We start from the raw sequence: 16,264 nt of genomic DNA, 5'->3' as shown, positions 1-16,264 counted from the left end.
CGGCGCAGGGGGGCCTCAACCCCGGCCATTGTTGAGACGAGGCAGGGAATCCTATAGTCACTTGGGTGAGGGGCGCGATTGATGCGCGCCCGAAGTGGTTGGAGGACCCCCATGACCAATGTCGTTATCGTTTCCGCGGCGCGTACCCCCGTCGGATCCTTCCTTGGCTCTTTCGCATCCGTTCCCGCGCATGACCTTGGCGCCGCTGTCCTGGCGGAACTGGTGAAACGCGCCGGCGTCGACCCAAAGGATGTCTCGGAAACGATCCTTGGTCAGGTCCTGACGGCCGCCCAGGGCCAGAACCCTGCGCGACAGGCCCATATCAACGCCGGCTTCCCCCAGGAATCCGCCGCATGGAGCATCAACCAGGTCTGCGGCTCCGGCCTGCGCACCGTGGCGCTTGGCGCACAGCACATCATGCTGGGCGATGCGACCATCATTGCCGCCGGCGGCCAGGAAAACATGTCCATGTCCCCCCATGCCGCCAACCTGCGCCAGGGCCACAAGATGGGCGACCTGAAATACATCGACACGATGATCAAGGACGGCCTCTGGGATGCCTTCAACGGCTACCACATGGGCCAGACCGCAGAGAACGTGGCCGACAAGTGGCAGATCTCCCGCGAGCAGCAGGATGAATTCGCCGTCGCCTCCCAGAACAAGGCAGAGGCCGCGCAGAAGGCCGGCAAGTTCGCGGATGAGATCGTTCCGTTTACGGTTAAGACACGCAAGGGTGAGACCGTGGTCGAGCACGACGAATACATCCGTCAAGGCGCCACCATCGAAGCGATGCAGAAACTGCGCCCTGCGTTCACCAAGGATGGCTCCGTCACCGCGGGCAATGCCTCCGGCATCAATGACGGCGCGGCCGGCGTGCTGCTGATGAGCGCCGATGAGGCAGAGAAGCGCGGGCTGGAACCGCTGGCGCGCATCGCCTCCTACGCCACCGCCGGGCTGGACCCGTCGATCATGGGCGCGGGCCCGATCTTCGCCAGCACCAAGGCCCTGGACAAGGCCGGCTGGAAGGCCGGCGACCTTGACCTGGTCGAGGCCAACGAAGCCTTCGCCGCACAGGCCTGCGCCGTGAACAAGGACATGGGCTGGGATCCTGAGATCGTGAACGTGAACGGCGGCGCCATCGCCATCGGTCACCCGATCGGCGCTTCGGGAGCCAGAATTCTCAACACCCTGCTCTTCGAGATGAAGCGCAGGGACGCCAAGAAGGGTCTGGCGACCCTTTGCATCGGCGGCGGCATGGGAGTTGCCATGTGCCTCGAACGGCCGTGATCTGAAAGGCGCCCTCCGGGGCGCCTTTTTTAATTGCCGGGCGGGGCGTAAACTTCGTTAAGAAACAATGTTGCGCAAAGCCACCGCCATGGGTAACACTATTTCTTGAAGATAAAATACCAAGCAGGAGGTAAACATGGCACGTACAGCTCTCGTGACCGGGGGGTCTCGCGGGATCGGCGCGGCTATTTCCAAAGCCCTTAAAGCCGAAGGCTACACGGTCGCGGCCACCTATGCCGGCAACGACGACGCCGCGGCGAAATTCACCGAGGAAACCGGGATCAAGACCTACAAGTGGAACGTCGCGGATTACGCGGAGTCCAAGGCCGGCATCGAGAAGGTCGAAGGCGATATCGGCCCGCTCGACGTGGTCGTGGCCAATGCGGGCATCACCCGTGACGCGCCCTTCCACAAGATGTCCCCGGAACAATGGTCAGAGGTGATCGACACCAACCTGACCGGTGTCTTCAACACCTTCCACCCGGTCTGGCCGGGCATGCGCGAGCGCAAGTTCGGGCGCTGCATCGTGATCTCTTCGATCAACGGGCAGAAGGGCCAGTTCGGCCAGGTCAATTATGCCGCCACCAAGGCGGGCGACCTGGGAATCGTGAAGTCGCTGGCCCAGGAGGGCGCGCGCTACGGCATCACCGCCAATGCGATCTGCCCGGGCTATATCGCGACTGAAATGGTCATGGCCGTACCCGAGAAGGTGCGCGAAGCCATCATCGGCCAGATCCCGACCGGGCGCCTTGGCGAACCGGAAGAGATCGCGCGCTGCGTGGCCTTCCTGGCCTCTGATGACGCGGGTTTCATCAACGGCTCCACCATCACGGCGAACGGCGGCCAGTTCTTCGTCTGAGCCATCCTTCGATACGACAAGGGGCGGCAGAGCGTGTTTCACGCGCCACCTGCGCCCCGGACAAGGGCCGCGGTACCCCCCGCGGCCCTTTCGCGTTGACCCCAAGGCACGCCTGACGCATCAGACCACCATGACACGCGCCCAATCCACGACCATCGGCTTCACCGCGATCCTTCTTTGGGCGCTGCTGGCGCTCTTCACGGTCGGCACCTCTCCGGTGCCACCGCTTCAGCTCAATGCGCTCTGCTTTGCCATCGGCGGTACGATCGGGCTGATCTGGACCGGCGCAACCGGCCAGTTCCGCGCGCTGCGGGGCATCCCCCTGCCCGCTTGGGTGCTGGGTGTCGTGGGACTTTGCGGCTATCACGCGCTCTACTTCGCAGCGCTGCGCCGCGCCCCCGCCGCAGAAGCCGGGCTGATCGCCTATCTCTGGCCGTTGCTGATCGTGATCTTTTCCGGCCTGCTACCGGGGGAACGCCTGCGGCCGGCCCATCTGATGGGCGCGGTGCTGGGCTTTGCCGGCGCGGCGCTGATCATCCTGGGCGGGCGCAGCGGCTATGACCCGGCCTATTTGGACGGCTACCTGCTGGCGCTGACCTGTGCGCTGTTCTGGTCCGGCTACTCGGTCCTGTCGCGCCGCTTCGCCTCCGTGCCCACGGCGGCGGTCACTGTCTTCTGCCTGGCGACGTCCCTGATCTCTTTCCTGCTCCACCTGGGGCTGGAAACCACGGCCTGGCCGGCGGAACCGCTCGGCTGGCTGTCCATCCTGGCGCTTGGCCTGGGGCCCGTGGGCCTGGCCTTCTACACCTGGGATGTGGGGGTCAAACGGGGCGACATCCAGCTGCTAGGCGTGGGATCCTACGCCGCCCCGCTTCTGTCCACACTGGCGCTGGTCCTGGCCGGCATTGCAGAGCCGACCTGGAAAATCGCCCTTGCGGCGCTTCTGATTACAGGCGGCGCGGGGCTTGCCGCGCGCGCCTCTTTTCGTGGTGATGTGTCGTCCTGAACCTCACCTGCGCCCTGTTCCCAAAAGCGCGTGACGGCTGGTTAACGGACGATTGGCATTCTGCGGGCAAACTCTCCGTCAGTGCACTTCGGCCAGACGGTTGATCTCTTCCTTGAGCATTAGCTTGCGTTTCTTCATGGCTGTGATTTCCAGGTCAGACATGCCTGGCGACCGCTGTGCCCGATCCACGGCGGCCGAGAGAGATGCGTGCTTTTTCTTCAGTTCTTCCAGGTGGGAACTCAAGCTCATGATCGTCTCCTCTCAACAGTTAGGGTGCCTTCAGTGCAGCACATTTTTACAATCCTGTCACGATGCAGATGGAGCCTCTCTCTAAGCTGTTAACGAAAAGTGAAAAAAAGGCTGGAAGTCCTTCCGTAAGGTTAACGGCGCGCGAAATCCCGCCGTCTCAATCGGTGAAAACCAGCGGATCTCCGTGCCTCAGGATGCGACTCGCCTTGGGCGTATAGTCCTCCCTGTCGGTGCTGTGACGAGGCGCGTCATGCAGCACCAGGCCGGCATGCATCCGGAAGGCCGCCCGCCCCTCCTTGCGCCCCCTTAGCAGCACCAGCTGCGCCTCGCGCCCGCGCCGTGGCAACAGCGGCTTCAGCTCAAGCGAGCCCAGCCGCGCAGAGAAGGCGCCCATCAGCTCCGGCAGGCGCTCTGCCCGGTGGATGAAGGTCACATAGCCCCCCGGCAGGCAGCGCCGCGCGGCGGTATCGACCCATTGGTCCAGCGGAGTCTGCTCGCCCATCGCGCCTTCCCGGTCCTGCGCGGCAGCCCGGGTAGAGGCGTCGCGGCGAAAGTAGGGCGGGTTGGCGATGACATGGTCAAAACGCTGTTGGCGCAATTCGGCGGGCACATGGTTCAGGTCGCCCTCGTGCACCGCCATCTCCAGCCCGTTTTCAGCCGCGTTGCGCCGCGCCAGCGCCGCATAGGGCCCCTGACGCTCCAGCCCGGCCAGCCGCAGCCCCGGCACCCGCCGCCCCGCGCAAAGCGCCGCCGTGCCCGCGCCGCAACCAAGGTCCAGCAGGCTCTGCCCGGCCCGCGCAACCACCGCCGCGGCCAGCAGCACCGGGTCGACACCCGCGCGATAGCCCTTTCTGGGTTGATAAAGTCGCAGCTGGCCGCCCAGGAAACTGTCCAGGCTCAGTGCCTCGTCGCTCCAGCTCACAGATCCCCCGGCTCTTCAAAGCCGTTGTCTGCAAGCACCACGCGCGCGCGGTCGTAATCCGCTTCCAGCACCATCAGGCGGCGCGGCAGAATGCCTATGGACCCTTCGAGCACGCTCATATTTACGTCCATTTCAAAGCAGTCTATATCCTCGCCCTGAAGCAAAGCCTGAGCAAAGGCGAGGCGGGTGGGATCATTGGTGCGCAGCAGCTGTCTCATCATCACTCAAATATGTGCAGCCCGCCCGATTTGTCGAGGCCGTATACGGGAGACCCGGTTTGGATCAATTCGCCACCAAACCCCATGACGCGCTAGCCGGAGCCCTTCGGGGCGAACTGGAGGAGGTCAACAGCCTCATCCGGGAGAAGATGGTCTCCGAACACGCCCCCCGCATACCAGAGGTCACGGCCCACCTGATCGAGGCCGGCGGCAAGCGCCTGCGCCCGATGCTGACCCTCGCCGCGGCCAGGCTCTGTGGGTACACGGGCGGCTACCATGTGCACCTGGCCGCGACCGTGGAATTCATCCACACCGCGACCCTGCTGCATGATGACGTGGTCGACGAAAGCGAACAGCGCCGGGGCCGCCCCACCGCCAACCTGCTGTGGGACAATCAATCTTCGGTCCTGGTGGGCGACTACCTGTTCGCGCGCGCGTTTGAACTGATGGTGGAGCCGGGTAACCTGCGGGTCCTCAAGATCCTTGCCAGCGCCTCTGCCACCATCGCGGAAGGCGAGGTGCTGCAGCTTTCCGTCGCGCGCAACATCGCCACCAGCGAAGAGACCTACCTGAAGGTGATCCGCGGCAAGACCGCCGCGCTCTTCTCGGCCGCGACCGAAGCCGGGGCGGTGCTGTCGGATGCGCCGGAAGACCAGGTGAAAGCGCTCCGGGATTACGGCGACGCGCTTGGCATCGCCTTCCAGATGGCGGACGACCTGCTCGATTACCAGGGCGACAGCGGCCAGACCGGCAAGAACGTGGGAGATGACTTCCGCGAGCGCAAGCTTACCCTGCCGGTGATCCGCGCGATTGCCGGCGCCGATGAGGACGAACGCGCCTTCTGGCACCGCACCATCGGGCGCGGCAAGCAGGAGGACGGCGATCTGGAAACCGCGCTCTCCCTCCTGGCAAAGCACGCCGCGCTGGAAAGCACCCGCGACAGCGCCTACGCCTGGGCGGACAAGGCGCGCGCCTCTCTCGAGGTGCTTCCGGAAAGCGATCTGCGCAACGTGCTGGCCGACCTGGCCAGCTACGTGGTGTCGCGGCTGAACTAAGGGTCAGCCCTACGCCTGGCGCCTGTCGCCGGGCGATGTGCCAAAGCTGCCGATCACCTTGCCGATCATCATGAAGGCCCGCGCCGTGCGGGTCTGTGCCAGCGCGGCAAAATCGCTGTCGGTCGCGCCCTCGGCAAACTCGGGCAACATCTTGTCGAAACGGCGCTGGAAGTGATGCGCGGTATCGCGGAAGACCGGATCGGCCTTCAGGCGCTCGGCGATCTTGCTCTCTGCCTCGTCCGAGGCAATGCCCGCAAGCGCACCCACCGAAGCCCCCCGCACCCCTTGTGCATAGGACTGCCAGGCCGCGGTCGGCGTCGGGCTGGGCGGCAGGTCATCGGTGTAGATGCCGTCCTGGCTGAGCAGCGTCAGGATATCCTGCGCGGCCTGGATCAGCAGGGCGATATCGGGCTCCTTCAGCATCTTGCGCAGGGCAGCAAAGCCTTCGCGATCCTCTGCCGTCTCCGGGAAGTTCAGCGCGCGTACGAAATCGCCCCGGGTGGGCGGCGCGTTCGAATCGACCAGTGGCAGATCCATCTGCGGGGCCTCTGCGCGGGGCTCGGGCGCTTCGCCTTCGGCCTCCGGCTCGTCGCGCATCACGCTGCGTTCACGGATCGCCGTCAGCGTCATCAGCGCCACTTCGCTGCGCCGCTGGGTCTCTGCCAGCTCGTCCAGCTTGCGCAGGACGGCGCCTGACAGGGAATCACTGCTGCCCTGGGCCGGCGTCACCTGCGCCTTGCGCATCGTGTCGATGGTCAGCCGCAGCTGGGCGATATCCTGGCGCAGGTCGCCCACGATGCGGCTGGCCAGAAAGGCCAGGACCACAAGCAGGATCACCAGCACTCCGGCAATGGCGGGAACGATCATCTCCATCACGGTCGGCCGTCCTTTCGTCTCGAATCGTCTTGGTCGTGGACGGCAGGCAATACGCCTCCGGCCCGCAACCGCAAGCGGCGCAGGCAGGAAGGCGCCGGTAGCCGCCCCCTATTGGTAGACGATTTTGACGACTTCGTAAGAGCGTTCGCCACCCGGTGTGCGGACTTCCACCGAGTCCCCCTCTTCCTTGCCGATCAGGGCACGGGCAATCGGGGACTTGATGTTGAGCAGGCCGGCCTCGATCCGGGCCTCGTGCTCACCGACGATCTGCCAGGTTTTCTCTTCCTCGGTGTCCTCGTCGACAAGGGTCACCGTGGCGCCGAACTTGATCGGGCCGGAAAGGTTCTTCGGGTCGATCACATCGGCAAGGCCCAGAACACCTTCCAGCTCCTTGATCCGGCCCTCGATGAAGCTCTGCTTCTCACGGGCGGAGTGATATTCGGCGTTTTCCGACAGGTCCCCATGTTCGCGGGCCTCGGCAATTGCCTTGATGATTGCCGGACGCTCGACGGACTTGAGCTGTTTCAGCTCGGCTTCCAGTTTCGTGGCGCCGGTGCGGGTCATCGGTATCTTTTCCATCGCACAGCCCTCCTCGGCATGCAGACATGCAGAAAGGGGCCACTTGGCCCCTCTCGATCCTTCTTCGGTTCCAGCTACCTGACCCAAACCGGGACCCGATTGCAAGCGATTTGCGGATCAGGCCGCAACGCCTTGATGCGACGCGACTTCCCATTCGATACCGTCGCCATCCAAGAAGTAGAAACGCCGCCCCGGCGCGTAATCGCCGTGATTGATGGGGCTGAAACCGGCGTCCTTCACGCGGCTTTCCACGGCATCGATATCCTCGTCCGTGAAGACCGCCAGGTGGTTGAGCCAGCCGACCCGGCGGTAGCGATCGCTTTCTGCCGGTTCCGCATCACCGGGGTTGAACAGCGCGATGTATTGCTCCTCCGTGCCGACGTGAACCGAATAGCCGCCCATCTTGGCAGGCCCCTCCCAGCGGGTTTTCCAGCCAAAGACCCGGGCCAGCCAACCGGCGGTGGCATGGGGGTCGCTGACGGTGACATTGGCATGTTCCAACTTGATCATCTGGTGATTCCTTTCCTGTGATGGACCAAGGCTACCGCCTCAAGTAAACTTGAGGGCAAGCGGGAATTTTCGGGAAATGCAGTCACATGGGAAACAGTCACATGGCCCGGGGCCTGACGATCGGACAGGTGGCAGAGCGCACGGGCCTGGCCGTCTCTGCCATCCGCTACTACGAGGAAGAGGGGCTGGTTGCGCCAACGCGCAACGATGCCGGCCAGCGGCGCTTTGAACGGGCCGATATCCGGCGGCTGTCCTTCGTGATGATCGCCCAGCAGCTCGGCGCCTCCATCGCCGAGATCCGCGCCCAGCTGGCCGCCCTGCCCCGCAGCCGCACCCCCAGTGCCGCCGACTGGCGCCAGATGGCAGAGAACTACCGCACGGATCTCAACCGCCGGATCGCCCAGCTGGAGAAACTGCGCGATGACCTGGACGGCTGCATCGGCTGCGGATGCCTGTCTCTTGAGCGCTGCGCCTTGTACAATCCGCAGGACCGCGCGGCGGGACTTGGGCCCGGACCGCGCTACTTGCTGGGCAATTCATCTGCCGATCTGACTGCCCCTGAGACATCCGGTCGCGCCAGCAGCACAAAAGGGCGCTGACGTTCCGTTGCAATTGACCCAAGGACCAGTAGAACGGTATCCGAACGCAAGAATATTACCCGTCACCCCCAGCGGAGAAGCCAGAATGTCCGACATCCAACGCGAAACCATGGAATACGATGTGGTCATCGTAGGGGCCGGGCCGGCCGGTCTTTCTGCGGCGATCCGCCTCAAGCAGCTTGATCCCGACCTCGAAGTGGTCGTGCTGGAGAAGGGCTCCGAAGTGGGCGCGCATATCCTGTCGGGCGCGGTTCTGGACCCGTCCGGCCTGGATGCGCTGATCCCCGACTGGAAGGAAAAGGGCGCGCCGCTCAACGTGCCGGTCAAGCATGACAACTTCTATATCCTCGGCGAAGCCGGCGAAGTGCGGATTCCCAACTTCCCGATGCCGCCGCTGATGAACAACCACGGCAACTACATCGTCTCCATGGGCAATGTCTGCCGCTGGATGGCCGAACAGGCCGAGGAACTGGGCGTCGAGGTTTTCCCCGGCATGGCCTGCTCTGAGCTGGTCTATGGCGAGAAGGGCGCGATCAAGGGCGTGGTCGCGGGCGAATTCGGCAAGAACCCCGATGGCACCCCCGGCCCCGGCTACGAACCCGGCATGGAGCTGCACGGCAAGTATGTCTTCCTGGGCGAAGGCGTGCGCGGAAGCCTCTCCAAGGAGGTGATCGAGCGCTACGGCCTGTCTGACGGCAAGCAGCCGCAAAAATACGGCCTGGGCATGAAGGAAATCTGGGAAATCGACCCGGCCAAGCACCGCGAAGGTACCGTGACCCACACCATGGGCTGGCCTCTTGGCGGGAACGCCGGCGGAGGCAGCTTCATCTACCACCTAGACAACAACCAGGTCTACGTGGGCTTCGTGGTGCACCTGAACTACAAGAACCCGCACCTTTTCCCCTACATGGAATTCCAGCGCTTCAAGCATCACCCGATGGTCGCGGAGCTTCTGGAAGGCGGCAAGCGCGTGGCCTATGGTGCGCGCGCCATTTCGGAGGGCGGCTACCAATCCATGCCCCAGATGGTGGCACCGGGCGTGGCGCTGCTGGGCTGCTCGGTCGGCATGGTCAACGTGCCGCGCATCAAGGGCAACCACAACGCCATGCTCTCAGGCAAGGCGGCGGCGGAAGCGGCCTATGACGCGCTGCAGGCGGGCCGGTCGGGCGATGAGCTGCATGCCTATGAAGAAGAGGTGCGCGGAGGCGCCATCGGCAAGGACCTCAAGAAGGTCCGCAACGTCAAGCCGCTCTGGTCCAAGTACGGGCTCACGGCCTCCCTGGCGCTTGGCGGGATGGACATGTGGACCAACACCTTCGGCTTCTCGCTGCTGGGGACGCTCAAGCACGGCAAGAATGATGCCGAGGCCACGGAGCCCGCACACAAGCACACGCCCATCGACTACCCCAAGCCCGATGGCAAGCTCAGCTTCGACCGGCTGACGAACGTCTCCTTCGCGATGACCAATCACGAGGAAAGCCAGCCCTGCCACCTCAAGCTGAAAGACCCGGACGTGCCGGTAGAGGTGGACCTGCGCGAATACGCCGGGCCCTCGGCCCGTTACTGCCCGGCCGGCGTTTACGAGTTCGTAGGGGAAGGTGTGGATACGAAGTTCCAGATCAACTTCCAGAACTGCGTGCACTGCAAGACCTGCGACATCAAGGATCCGGCCCAGAACATCACCTGGACGACCCCGCAGGGGGGCGATGGCCCGAACTATCCCAATATGTAAACACTTCTCGGTGATATTCCGAGTGCCTTCGGGCACGCGGTCGCCGGCTTCATTGCTTTCGAAAGGTCGGTTCCGTAGGCTTTCGGGAAAAGCAGTCTGGATACCGGCATGAACCTTCTGAAGATCTCCGTCCTTGCCCTGGCCGCCGCCCTGCCGCTTCCCGCGCTGGCGCAAACTGCCGCCGGGGATTACCTGGCCGCGCGCCAGGCCTGGATTACGGACGATTACGACAACGCCGCCTATTATTACCGCCGCGCGGTCAAGGAACTGCCGGATGATCCCCGCGTGCTGGAAGGGCTGATCCAGACAGAGATCTCTGCCGGGCAAGTGCAGGATGCCGTGCCCGCCGCGCGCCGGCTGGAAGGCTTTGGATCCGAAAGCCAGATCGCGCGGATGGCGATCGTGGTGGATGACCTGAAGAACGCGCGCTACGACGACCTGCTGACCCGGATCGAGGCCCGCGAAGGCGCCGGCCCGCTTGCCGATGGGCTTCTGGCCGCCTGGATCCACCTGGGCAAGGGCAACATGGACGCCGCCCTTGCCGCCTTCGACAAGGTCGCGGCAGAAGATGGGCTGTCCTATTTCGCCCGCTATCACAAGGCGCTGGCCCTTTCCTACGTCGGTGACTTTGCCGCAGCAGAGGCCATCTATGCCGCCCCCGGTGACGGCCAGCTTGAAATGACCCGCCGCGGCGCCCTCGCCCGGATCGAGGCCTTGTCCCAGCTTGACCGCAACGAAGAGGCACTGACCCTTCTGGGCACGCTGTTCGGTGAGAACCTGAACCCGGAGCTGCGACAGATCAAGGCGCGGCTGGAAGCCGGGGAGACGCTGGAAAATACCCATGTGACCTCCATCCAGGACGGCGCGGCAGAGGTCTTCTTTTCCATCGCGGCCGCCCTGCAAAGCGAGGCCAGCTACCAGTACACGCTGCTTTTCGCCCGCCTGGCCGCTGCGCTGCGCCCAGACCACGTGGATGCCCAGCTTCTGTCGGGCGAACTGCTTGAGAGCCTGGGCCAGCCGGAGTTGGCAACCGCCGCCTATCGCTCCGTCTCGCGTGAGGATCCCAATTTCTACATGGCAGAGCTGGGGCGCGCCGACACGCTGTTCCAATCCGACCGGAATGAAGCCGCGCTGGAAGTGATGAACTCCCTCGCCGCGACCTACCCGGATCTTCCCGAAGTGCAGCGCGTCTTGGGTGACATGCAGCGCCAGGTCGGCAATCACCGCAAGGCGGTGGAGGCCTACACCCGCGCCCTTGAGCTGCGCCGGGACGATGACCCCAGCAACTGGATCCTGCTCTATACCCGTGGCATGTCCCGTGAGCGGCTGAACGACTGGCCCCAGGCAGAGGCCGATTTCCGCGCCGCGCTTGAGCTCAATCCCGACCAGCCCAACGTCCTGAACTACTTCGGCTATTCGCTGGTCGAAATGGACAAGGACCTGGACGAGGCGCTGGAGATGATCGAACGCGCGGTAGAGATCAACCCCAACGCCGGCTACATCGTCGACAGCCTCGGCTGGGTCCTCTACCAGCTGGGCCGGACGGAGGAAGCCGTGCCCCAGTTGGAACGCGCCGCAGAGCTGATGCCGGTGGATGCCGTGGTCAATGACCACCTGGGCGATGTCTACTGGAGCGTCGGGCGCAAACTGGAGGCGCAGTTCCAGTGGCACCGTGCCCTGTCCTTCGACCCCGAAGAGGAAGAGGCCGAACGGATCCGCCGCAAGCTCAAGGTCGGGCTTGACGCCGTGCTTGCAGAAGAAGAGACGGAGATCGGCCAGGTTGCCTCTGGCAATCCCTGACCGACACCGGCCCTGATGATCCGGGGCCAGACGACAAAAGCCAGAAGGCCCAAGGAAAGACAGATGCAGGAATTGCGGCTTCTCGCCCCTGCCAAGGTGAACCTCGCGTTACATGTGACGGGGCGCCGGGCCGATGGATACCACCTGCTGGACAGCCTGGTGGTCTTTGCCGACCGGGGCGACCAGCTGGAGCTTTCCCTGGCGGAGGATTACGCCATCCGCGTGACCGGCCCCCTGGCCGAAGGCGTGCCGGAGGATGATCGCAACCTCTGCATCAAGGCGGCCCGCGCGGCCGGGGTGCCGGTGCGCATCACGCTGGAAAAGCACCTGCCCAATGCCGCGGGCCTTGGCGGTGGCACATCCGATGCAGCCGCTGTGCTGCGCGGCATCGCCCAACTGACCGGCAAGCCGCCCCTTGCGCATCCCGAAAGCATCGGCGCGGATCTGCCTGTCTGCCTGTTCGGCAAGGCCGCCCGGATGCAGGGCGTGGGTGAGCAGATCACGCCACAGCCCGGCCTGCCTGCCCTGCCCGCCGTCCTGGTCAATCCGCGCCTGCCCCTGACCACGCCAGAGGTCTTCCGCAGCCTTGAGCGGCGCGACAATCCCCCGCTGGAAGAACTGCCCGAAGGTCTTTCCACGGCTCAGGACATGGCCGGCTGGCTTGACCGGCAACGCAATGACCTTGAGGCCCCGGCGCTCCGGGCCGCGCCGGCCATTGCCGGGGTCCTCTCAGCCCTGGCGGCACAACCGGGCTGCCTGCTTGCACGCATGTCGGGATCCGGGGCCAGCTGCTTTGCGCTCTTCCCCGATCTCCCGGCGGCTGAAATGGCGGCAAAACGCCTCTCTGACGCGCAGCCGAATTGGTGGATCTGCCCAACACAGCTTGCCTGAACCGCCAAACCGGCCGGCTTTTGCCGATGCGGGAACGCCGTTGTTTCCCGATCAAGGTTTTTCGCCTAATGCGAAAGAAGCGAAACGGCCTTGGAGATACCCAATGCGTTGGACCCGGCTCTTGGTACTGCTTCTTTGCCTCCCGATCACGGCCTGTGCCGGCAGTCAGGAGGTCACGCGCATGTCCACCCGTCCAGCGATGGCTTTCGTCGACAGTGCTCCGCTCTACCCCAATGAGACCCCGCAGCTGCGCAGGCTGATCGAGAAATACGCCGCGCTCTACGATGTTCCCGTGAAACTGATCCAGAAGGTCGTGATCCGGGAAAGCACCCACCGCCCCCGCGCCCGCAACGGCCCCTATTACGGCCTGATGCAGATCCTTCCGGCGACCGCGCGCTCCATGGGCTTCCAGGGTGAGAACCCGGATCTTCTGGATGCGGAAACCAACCTCAAGTACGCCGTCAAATACCTGCGTGGGGCCTGGATGGTCTCGGATGGCAGCCTTGATACCGCCGTCAGGTGGTACGCCCGCGGCTATTACTACGAGGCCAAGCGCCGCAACCTGCTGGACGAAACCGGGCTGCGCTGATCAGCTCTTCAGCATCGCCTGCGCCTGGGCCAGGTCTTCCGGCCGGTTGATGTTGAAGAAGGGATCCCCCAGCTCGGACGGAAAGACAGCCCGCGCGGTCCGCTCGGCATCCGCCCAATCGCGCATGCGCCGCAAGCCTGCCTGAAGTGCCCGGCGCAGCTCTTCCCGCCGGGCGACGGGCCAGAGCCCGAAGGTGGGATGATCGCGCAGCTCTCCCCTTGCATCGACACTCGCCGCCACGGCCCTGTCCTTGCCGCCAAGCTCCGCAGCAAGAAGAAGCTGGGGCACCAGGTCGCCCGGCAGGAAGGGCGTGTCCGCTGCGGCTGTGACCACCTGGGCCGCGCCCTGCTCTGCCGCCCAGTCCATCGCTGCCAGGACGCCTGCAAGGGGCCCGGGGTGATCCGGCAGGCTGTCCGCAATCACGGGCAGACCAAGGGCCGAGTAGCCCGCCGTGCCCGCATTGGCGTTGATGGCAAGGCGGCTGACCTGCGGCTCGAAGCGGTCGACCACCTGCCCGATCAAGGTGCCCCTGCCAAATGTCATGAGCGCCTTGTCCACTCCGCCCATGCGGCGCGACAGACCGCCCGCCAGGATGACACCCGGTATTTCCACAGTTCCACTCCACTTCCTGCGCATTCCTGCGGCGATCTTGCAGGGTCACAAGGACGGTTGTGCGTTTCACACGATTGTGTCCTCGCCCCGCCCCGGCTAGACGCGCCTCATGGCAATCTATGCACAGCCCCCTTCCGCCACCAGAGACAAACCGACCTTCTGGCTTGGTGTGCGCGACGCTGCACCCTTCCTTCTGGTCGTGGTGCCCTTCGCGCTGCTTTTCGGCGTCCTGGCAACCGAAGCCGGGCTGAACGTGTTCGAGGCGCTCTTCTATTCCGTGGCCGTCATCGCGGGGGCGGCGCAATTTGCCTCTCTTTCCCTGCTGCAGGACGGGGCGCCGGTCTTCATCGCCCTTGCTTCGGCCCTGGCGGTGAACCTGCGCATGGCGATGTATTCCGCCTCCCTGACGCCCTACTTGGGCGAGGCGCCGCTCTGGAAACGGGCGCTCGTGGCCTATTTCCTTGTCGATCAGAGTTACGCCTGCTCCGTCACCGCTTACGAGGATCACCCCCAGTGGACCCTGGCGCAGAAGCTGGGCTATTTCGCCGGTGTCGCGGTGCCAATCTGCATTCCCTGGTACATCGCCACCATCGTCGGGGCGCTGCTCGGCTCTGCCATTCCGCCTGAACTGGCCCTCGACTTCGCCGCGCCGATCACCTTCATCGCCATGGTCGGGCCGATGATGCGGACCGTGGCGCATATGGCCGCCGCCGCGACCTCTGTCGCGCTGGCACTCAGCTTTGCCTGGGTGCCCTACAACGGGGGCCTGCTGATCGCGGCCATCGCGGCGATGATGGTGGGAGCACGGCTGGAACTGCTGATGGAGAAACGCAAATGATCGACCGCGTGGATCTCTGGGCCGTGATCATCGGGCTGGGCCTGGGCAGTTTCCTGCTGCGCTTCGTCTTCCTGGGTATCATCGGCAGCCGTCCGATGCCGGAGTGGCTGCTGCGTCACCTGCGCTACACGGCCGTGGCCGTGCTTCCGGCACTGGTCGCCCCCATGGTCGCCTGGCCCGCCGGCACCGATGGTGTTTTTGACCTTGCGCGTTTCCTGGCCGCGGTCGTGACCCTGGGCCTGGGGATCTTCCTGCGCAACACGATCATGGCGATCCTTGGCGGCGCCGCGACCCTCTACCTGGTTCTCTGGATTACGGGCTGAGGCCTAGCCGGCCTCTGCCATCTCGGCCCCCGGCGGCGTGTAATCCTCGTAAAGGACTTCGCCCTTGACGCCGGTGATCCGCGCGAACTGGTCGGACAGGTTCACCGGGAAGAAGGTGACGTTGATCTCTTCGAAACCGGGCAGCTGGCTCAGGATCTCGGAGGTGGAATTCGCACAATAGGCAGAGGATACCTGCCCACGCGCCCGGGCCAGGGCCAGCGCTTTCGCTGCCACCTCTGGCGCAACCTCGACCCTCTGGGTCAGCACGTTGTAGGTCGCGCGTGCGTGCATGCTCTTGTACGCGTCCCAGAAGCCGGGATCGATGCCGCTCAGCACGTCCCCCGTGCGCCGGATGGACGGATGGTGGAAAGAGCCCGCGGGATCGAAGATCACCGTCTCATCCGCGACGATCTTCAGCGCCGTATGCCCGCCTGATCCGGAGCGATTGTTGCGCACCGTGACCAGCGTCAGGGACGGCGCTTCATTGTCGCGCCAGGGACCACGGGTGACGGCATCGGCCGGCGTTTCCGGCGCACCGGACCGCCCAACACCACAACTTGCCAGCACCAGAAGTGCGGCAAGGGCAAGGAACATGGATTTCATGGACAGCTCCGTTCCAGGTCCGCGACGCGCCCGGATCAGCTGTTGAAGAGCGCGAGGAAGATCAGCACGAAGATCGACAGCCCGGCAACAATCATCGCTGCACGAATGAAACCTTCAAAGGTCTTCTCGTGGGTGGAGGTGTCCATTTCGCCATGCTTGTGCTCGGCCATGCTGTCAGTCCTTCAACAACCGTTTTCCTGACCCGCAATTACCGGATTCCCCCCGCCCTGTCACCCGCTTACGCGCAACTGCAGACAGATTACACCTGACTGCGTTCCAGATCCGTGCGCAGCCGGAATCCGATGCGCCGGGGCGCTTCCGCCGGAGAGGCCTTGGGCATGGCACGCAGCATCACGGAGAGCTGGCTGACGTGCTGGATCAGCTGGGTCTTGCGCCCCTCGGTATCCGTTCCGGTGAAGGTGACGATATCGGGATCAAAGTATCCCATGCCCTCGATCCGAAGCACGCCAGCGCCGCCACCGGCGAACCCCATGACGGCTTCCTGTTCCGGGTCCAACTTTTCCTCGAAGTCCTGGATATAGAGGATCAGGCGCTCATAGGCCCAGGCCGCGGCGCTCTTGGTCGACACCGGGCGGTCTATCACCTGCTCGGGCTTGGGCGGCTCGGGCGTGTCGCAATCCGTGCGGACCTCGTGACGGCAGGGCAGAACCGCGTTTTCCGCATGTTCCGCGCTGGTTTCCACCTTGTTGTCCATC

General features: G+C 64.5%; 21 protein-coding genes. 11 read left to right on the top strand and 10 right to left on the bottom strand.

From position 1 onward, the window contains the following. Positions 1-111 precede the first annotated feature (111 nt). The 3 genes from HCZ97_RS02670 to HCZ97_RS02660 all read left to right on the top strand — a co-directional run bounded on the left by HCZ97_RS02670 (position 112) and on the right by HCZ97_RS02660 (position 3,152). Positions 112-1,287: an acetyl-CoA C-acetyltransferase gene (locus tag HCZ97_RS02670; protein WP_167687118.1), complete on the top strand. Its 1,176-nt coding sequence runs from the start codon at positions 112-114 to the stop codon at positions 1,285-1,287. A gap of 136 nt (positions 1,288-1,423) precedes the next feature. After that, positions 1,424-2,146 carry an acetoacetyl-CoA reductase gene (phbB, locus tag HCZ97_RS02665; RefSeq protein WP_167687117.1) on the top strand — a complete coding sequence of 241 codons (723 nt, stop codon included), beginning with the start codon at positions 1,424-1,426 and terminating at the stop codon, positions 2,144-2,146. A 130-nt stretch (positions 2,147-2,276) separates the two neighbouring features. Continuing rightward, positions 2,277-3,152 carry a DMT family transporter gene (locus HCZ97_RS02660; protein WP_167687116.1) on the top strand — a complete coding sequence of 292 codons (876 nt, stop codon included), beginning with the start codon at positions 2,277-2,279 and terminating at the stop codon, positions 3,150-3,152. A 78-nt stretch (positions 3,153-3,230) separates the two neighbouring features. Here HCZ97_RS02660 and HCZ97_RS02655 read toward each other — a convergent pair whose 3' ends face one another. The 3 genes from HCZ97_RS02655 to HCZ97_RS02645 all read right to left on the bottom strand — a co-directional run bounded on the left by HCZ97_RS02655 (position 3,231) and on the right by HCZ97_RS02645 (position 4,541). After that, a complete protein-coding gene (locus HCZ97_RS02655; protein WP_167687115.1) occupies positions 3,231-3,401 on the bottom strand; it encodes a YdcH family protein in 171 nt (56 codons plus the stop codon). 157 nt (positions 3,402-3,558) lie between these two features. Continuing rightward, positions 3,559-4,323: a methyltransferase gene (locus HCZ97_RS02650; RefSeq protein ID WP_167687114.1), complete on the bottom strand. Its 765-nt coding sequence runs from the start codon at positions 4,321-4,323 to the stop codon at positions 3,559-3,561. Next, positions 4,320-4,541, bottom strand: a complete 222-nt coding sequence (locus HCZ97_RS02645) for a DUF2007 domain-containing protein (RefSeq protein ID WP_167687113.1) — start codon at positions 4,539-4,541, stop codon at positions 4,320-4,322. Before HCZ97_RS02645 ends, HCZ97_RS02650 begins: the two co-directional genes overlap by 4 nt. Before the next feature lie 59 nt (positions 4,542-4,600). Between HCZ97_RS02645 and HCZ97_RS02640 the strand changes: the two genes are divergently transcribed. Continuing rightward, positions 4,601-5,596, top strand: coding sequence for a polyprenyl synthetase family protein (locus HCZ97_RS02640; RefSeq protein WP_254871299.1), 996 nt, complete (start codon positions 4,601-4,603; stop codon positions 5,594-5,596). A gap of 9 nt (positions 5,597-5,605) precedes the next feature. Here HCZ97_RS02640 and HCZ97_RS02635 read toward each other — a convergent pair whose 3' ends face one another. From HCZ97_RS02635 to HCZ97_RS02625, 3 genes are all read right to left on the bottom strand, one after another. Then, positions 5,606-6,469 (bottom strand): hypothetical protein, encoded by an 864-nt coding sequence (locus tag HCZ97_RS02635; protein WP_167687112.1) that lies wholly within the window; start codon positions 6,467-6,469, stop codon positions 5,606-5,608. Positions 6,470-6,580: 111 nt separating this feature from the next. Further along, on the bottom strand, positions 6,581-7,051 hold the full coding sequence (gene greA, locus HCZ97_RS02630; protein ID WP_167687111.1) for a transcription elongation factor GreA: 471 nt from the start codon (positions 7,049-7,051) through the stop codon (positions 6,581-6,583). Between the two features lie 117 nt (positions 7,052-7,168). Then, entirely contained in the window at positions 7,169-7,561 is a 393-nt protein-coding gene (locus HCZ97_RS02625; protein ID WP_167687110.1) for a VOC family protein, read from the bottom strand. A 101-nt stretch (positions 7,562-7,662) separates the two neighbouring features. Between HCZ97_RS02625 and soxR the strand changes: the two genes are divergently transcribed. The 5 genes from soxR (at position 7,663) to HCZ97_RS02600 (ending at position 13,172) form a co-directional block, all read left to right on the top strand. After that, positions 7,663-8,160 (top strand): redox-sensitive transcriptional activator SoxR, encoded by a 498-nt coding sequence (gene soxR / locus HCZ97_RS02620; RefSeq protein ID WP_167687109.1) that lies wholly within the window; start codon positions 7,663-7,665, stop codon positions 8,158-8,160. 85 nt (positions 8,161-8,245) lie between these two features. Continuing rightward, a complete protein-coding gene (locus HCZ97_RS02615; protein ID WP_167687108.1) occupies positions 8,246-9,892 on the top strand; it encodes an electron transfer flavoprotein-ubiquinone oxidoreductase in 1,647 nt (548 codons plus the stop codon). Between the two features lie 108 nt (positions 9,893-10,000). Next, complete coding sequence (locus tag HCZ97_RS02610) at positions 10,001-11,692, top strand: tetratricopeptide repeat protein (protein WP_167687107.1); 1,692 nt, start codon at positions 10,001-10,003, stop codon at positions 11,690-11,692. A 63-nt stretch (positions 11,693-11,755) separates the two neighbouring features. After that, positions 11,756-12,583 (top strand): 4-(cytidine 5'-diphospho)-2-C-methyl-D-erythritol kinase, encoded by an 828-nt coding sequence (locus tag HCZ97_RS02605; RefSeq protein WP_167687106.1) that lies wholly within the window; start codon positions 11,756-11,758, stop codon positions 12,581-12,583. A gap of 181 nt (positions 12,584-12,764) precedes the next feature. Next, complete coding sequence (locus HCZ97_RS02600) at positions 12,765-13,172, top strand: transglycosylase SLT domain-containing protein (RefSeq protein ID WP_254871298.1); 408 nt, start codon at positions 12,765-12,767, stop codon at positions 13,170-13,172. Here the strand turns inward: HCZ97_RS02600 and mobA are convergent, their stop codons facing one another. Next, positions 13,173-13,784 (bottom strand): molybdenum cofactor guanylyltransferase MobA, encoded by a 612-nt coding sequence (gene mobA / locus HCZ97_RS02595; RefSeq protein WP_167687104.1) that lies wholly within the window; start codon positions 13,782-13,784, stop codon positions 13,173-13,175. Positions 13,785-13,893: 109 nt separating this feature from the next. On the opposite strand from mobA, the gene HCZ97_RS02590 reads away from it, so the two are divergent. Then, a complete protein-coding gene (locus HCZ97_RS02590; RefSeq protein WP_167687103.1) occupies positions 13,894-14,622 on the top strand; it encodes an AzlC family ABC transporter permease in 729 nt (242 codons plus the stop codon). Then, on the top strand, positions 14,619-14,945 hold the full coding sequence (locus HCZ97_RS02585) for an AzlD domain-containing protein (protein WP_167687102.1): 327 nt from the start codon (positions 14,619-14,621) through the stop codon (positions 14,943-14,945). The genes HCZ97_RS02590 and HCZ97_RS02585 overlap by 4 nt, the downstream gene beginning before the upstream one ends. A gap of 3 nt (positions 14,946-14,948) precedes the next feature. On the opposite strand, the gene HCZ97_RS02580 is transcribed toward HCZ97_RS02585, so the two are convergent. The 3 genes from HCZ97_RS02580 to HCZ97_RS02570 form a co-directional block, all read right to left on the bottom strand. Continuing rightward, complete coding sequence (locus HCZ97_RS02580; protein ID WP_167687101.1) at positions 14,949-15,548, bottom strand: hypothetical protein; 600 nt, start codon at positions 15,546-15,548, stop codon at positions 14,949-14,951. 35 nt (positions 15,549-15,583) lie between these two features. Continuing rightward, positions 15,584-15,718 carry an aa3-type cytochrome c oxidase subunit IV gene (locus HCZ97_RS02575; protein ID WP_167687100.1) on the bottom strand — a complete coding sequence of 45 codons (135 nt, stop codon included), beginning with the start codon at positions 15,716-15,718 and terminating at the stop codon, positions 15,584-15,586. 89 nt (positions 15,719-15,807) lie between these two features. Next, positions 15,808-16,263, bottom strand: a complete 456-nt coding sequence (locus tag HCZ97_RS02570) for a DUF6173 family protein (RefSeq protein WP_167687099.1) — start codon at positions 16,261-16,263, stop codon at positions 15,808-15,810. Position 16,264 lies beyond the last annotated feature (1 nt).

The organism is Pseudooceanicola sp. HF7, assembly GCF_011806405.1.
In the GTDB taxonomy this organism is placed as follows: domain Bacteria; phylum Pseudomonadota; class Alphaproteobacteria; order Rhodobacterales; family Rhodobacteraceae; genus Pseudooceanicola.
Note: the sequence above shows the minus strand (reverse complement) of the source record. Positions and strands in the feature narration are given on the sequence as shown.

Excerpts from the sequence above, each read along its gene's own strand:
- HCZ97_RS02660 (WP_167687116.1), top strand. The coding sequence starts at position 2,277 with ATGACACGCGCCCAATCCACGACCATCGGCTTCACCGCGATCCTTCTT.
- soxR (WP_167687109.1), top strand. The coding sequence starts at position 7,663 with ATGGCCCGGGGCCTGACGATCGGACAGGTGGCAGAGCGCACGGGCCTG.
- HCZ97_RS02645 (WP_167687113.1), bottom strand. The coding sequence starts at position 4,541 with ATGAGACAGCTGCTGCGCACCAATGATCCCACCCGCCTCGCCTTTGCT.
- phbB (WP_167687117.1), top strand. The coding sequence starts at position 1,424 with ATGGCACGTACAGCTCTCGTGACCGGGGGGTCTCGCGGGATCGGCGCG.
- HCZ97_RS02570 (WP_167687099.1), bottom strand. The coding sequence starts at position 16,263 with ATGGACAACAAGGTGGAAACCAGCGCGGAACATGCGGAAAACGCGGTT.
- HCZ97_RS02670 (WP_167687118.1), top strand. The coding sequence starts at position 112 with ATGACCAATGTCGTTATCGTTTCCGCGGCGCGTACCCCCGTCGGATCC.
- greA (WP_167687111.1), bottom strand. The coding sequence starts at position 7,051 with ATGGAAAAGATACCGATGACCCGCACCGGCGCCACGAAACTGGAAGCC.
- HCZ97_RS02605 (WP_167687106.1), top strand. The coding sequence starts at position 11,756 with ATGCAGGAATTGCGGCTTCTCGCCCCTGCCAAGGTGAACCTCGCGTTA.
- HCZ97_RS02590 (WP_167687103.1), top strand. The coding sequence starts at position 13,894 with ATGGCAATCTATGCACAGCCCCCTTCCGCCACCAGAGACAAACCGACC.
- HCZ97_RS02585 (WP_167687102.1), top strand. The coding sequence starts at position 14,619 with ATGATCGACCGCGTGGATCTCTGGGCCGTGATCATCGGGCTGGGCCTG.
- HCZ97_RS02635 (WP_167687112.1), bottom strand. The coding sequence starts at position 6,469 with ATGGAGATGATCGTTCCCGCCATTGCCGGAGTGCTGGTGATCCTGCTT.
- HCZ97_RS02600 (WP_254871298.1), top strand. The coding sequence starts at position 12,765 with ATGTCCACCCGTCCAGCGATGGCTTTCGTCGACAGTGCTCCGCTCTAC.
- HCZ97_RS02580 (WP_167687101.1), bottom strand. The coding sequence starts at position 15,548 with ATGAAATCCATGTTCCTTGCCCTTGCCGCACTTCTGGTGCTGGCAAGT.
- HCZ97_RS02575 (WP_167687100.1), bottom strand. The coding sequence starts at position 15,718 with ATGGCCGAGCACAAGCATGGCGAAATGGACACCTCCACCCACGAGAAG.
- HCZ97_RS02610 (WP_167687107.1), top strand. The coding sequence starts at position 10,001 with ATGAACCTTCTGAAGATCTCCGTCCTTGCCCTGGCCGCCGCCCTGCCG.
- HCZ97_RS02655 (WP_167687115.1), bottom strand. The coding sequence starts at position 3,401 with ATGAGCTTGAGTTCCCACCTGGAAGAACTGAAGAAAAAGCACGCATCT.
- HCZ97_RS02625 (WP_167687110.1), bottom strand. The coding sequence starts at position 7,561 with ATGATCAAGTTGGAACATGCCAATGTCACCGTCAGCGACCCCCATGCC.
- HCZ97_RS02615 (WP_167687108.1), top strand. The coding sequence starts at position 8,246 with ATGTCCGACATCCAACGCGAAACCATGGAATACGATGTGGTCATCGTA.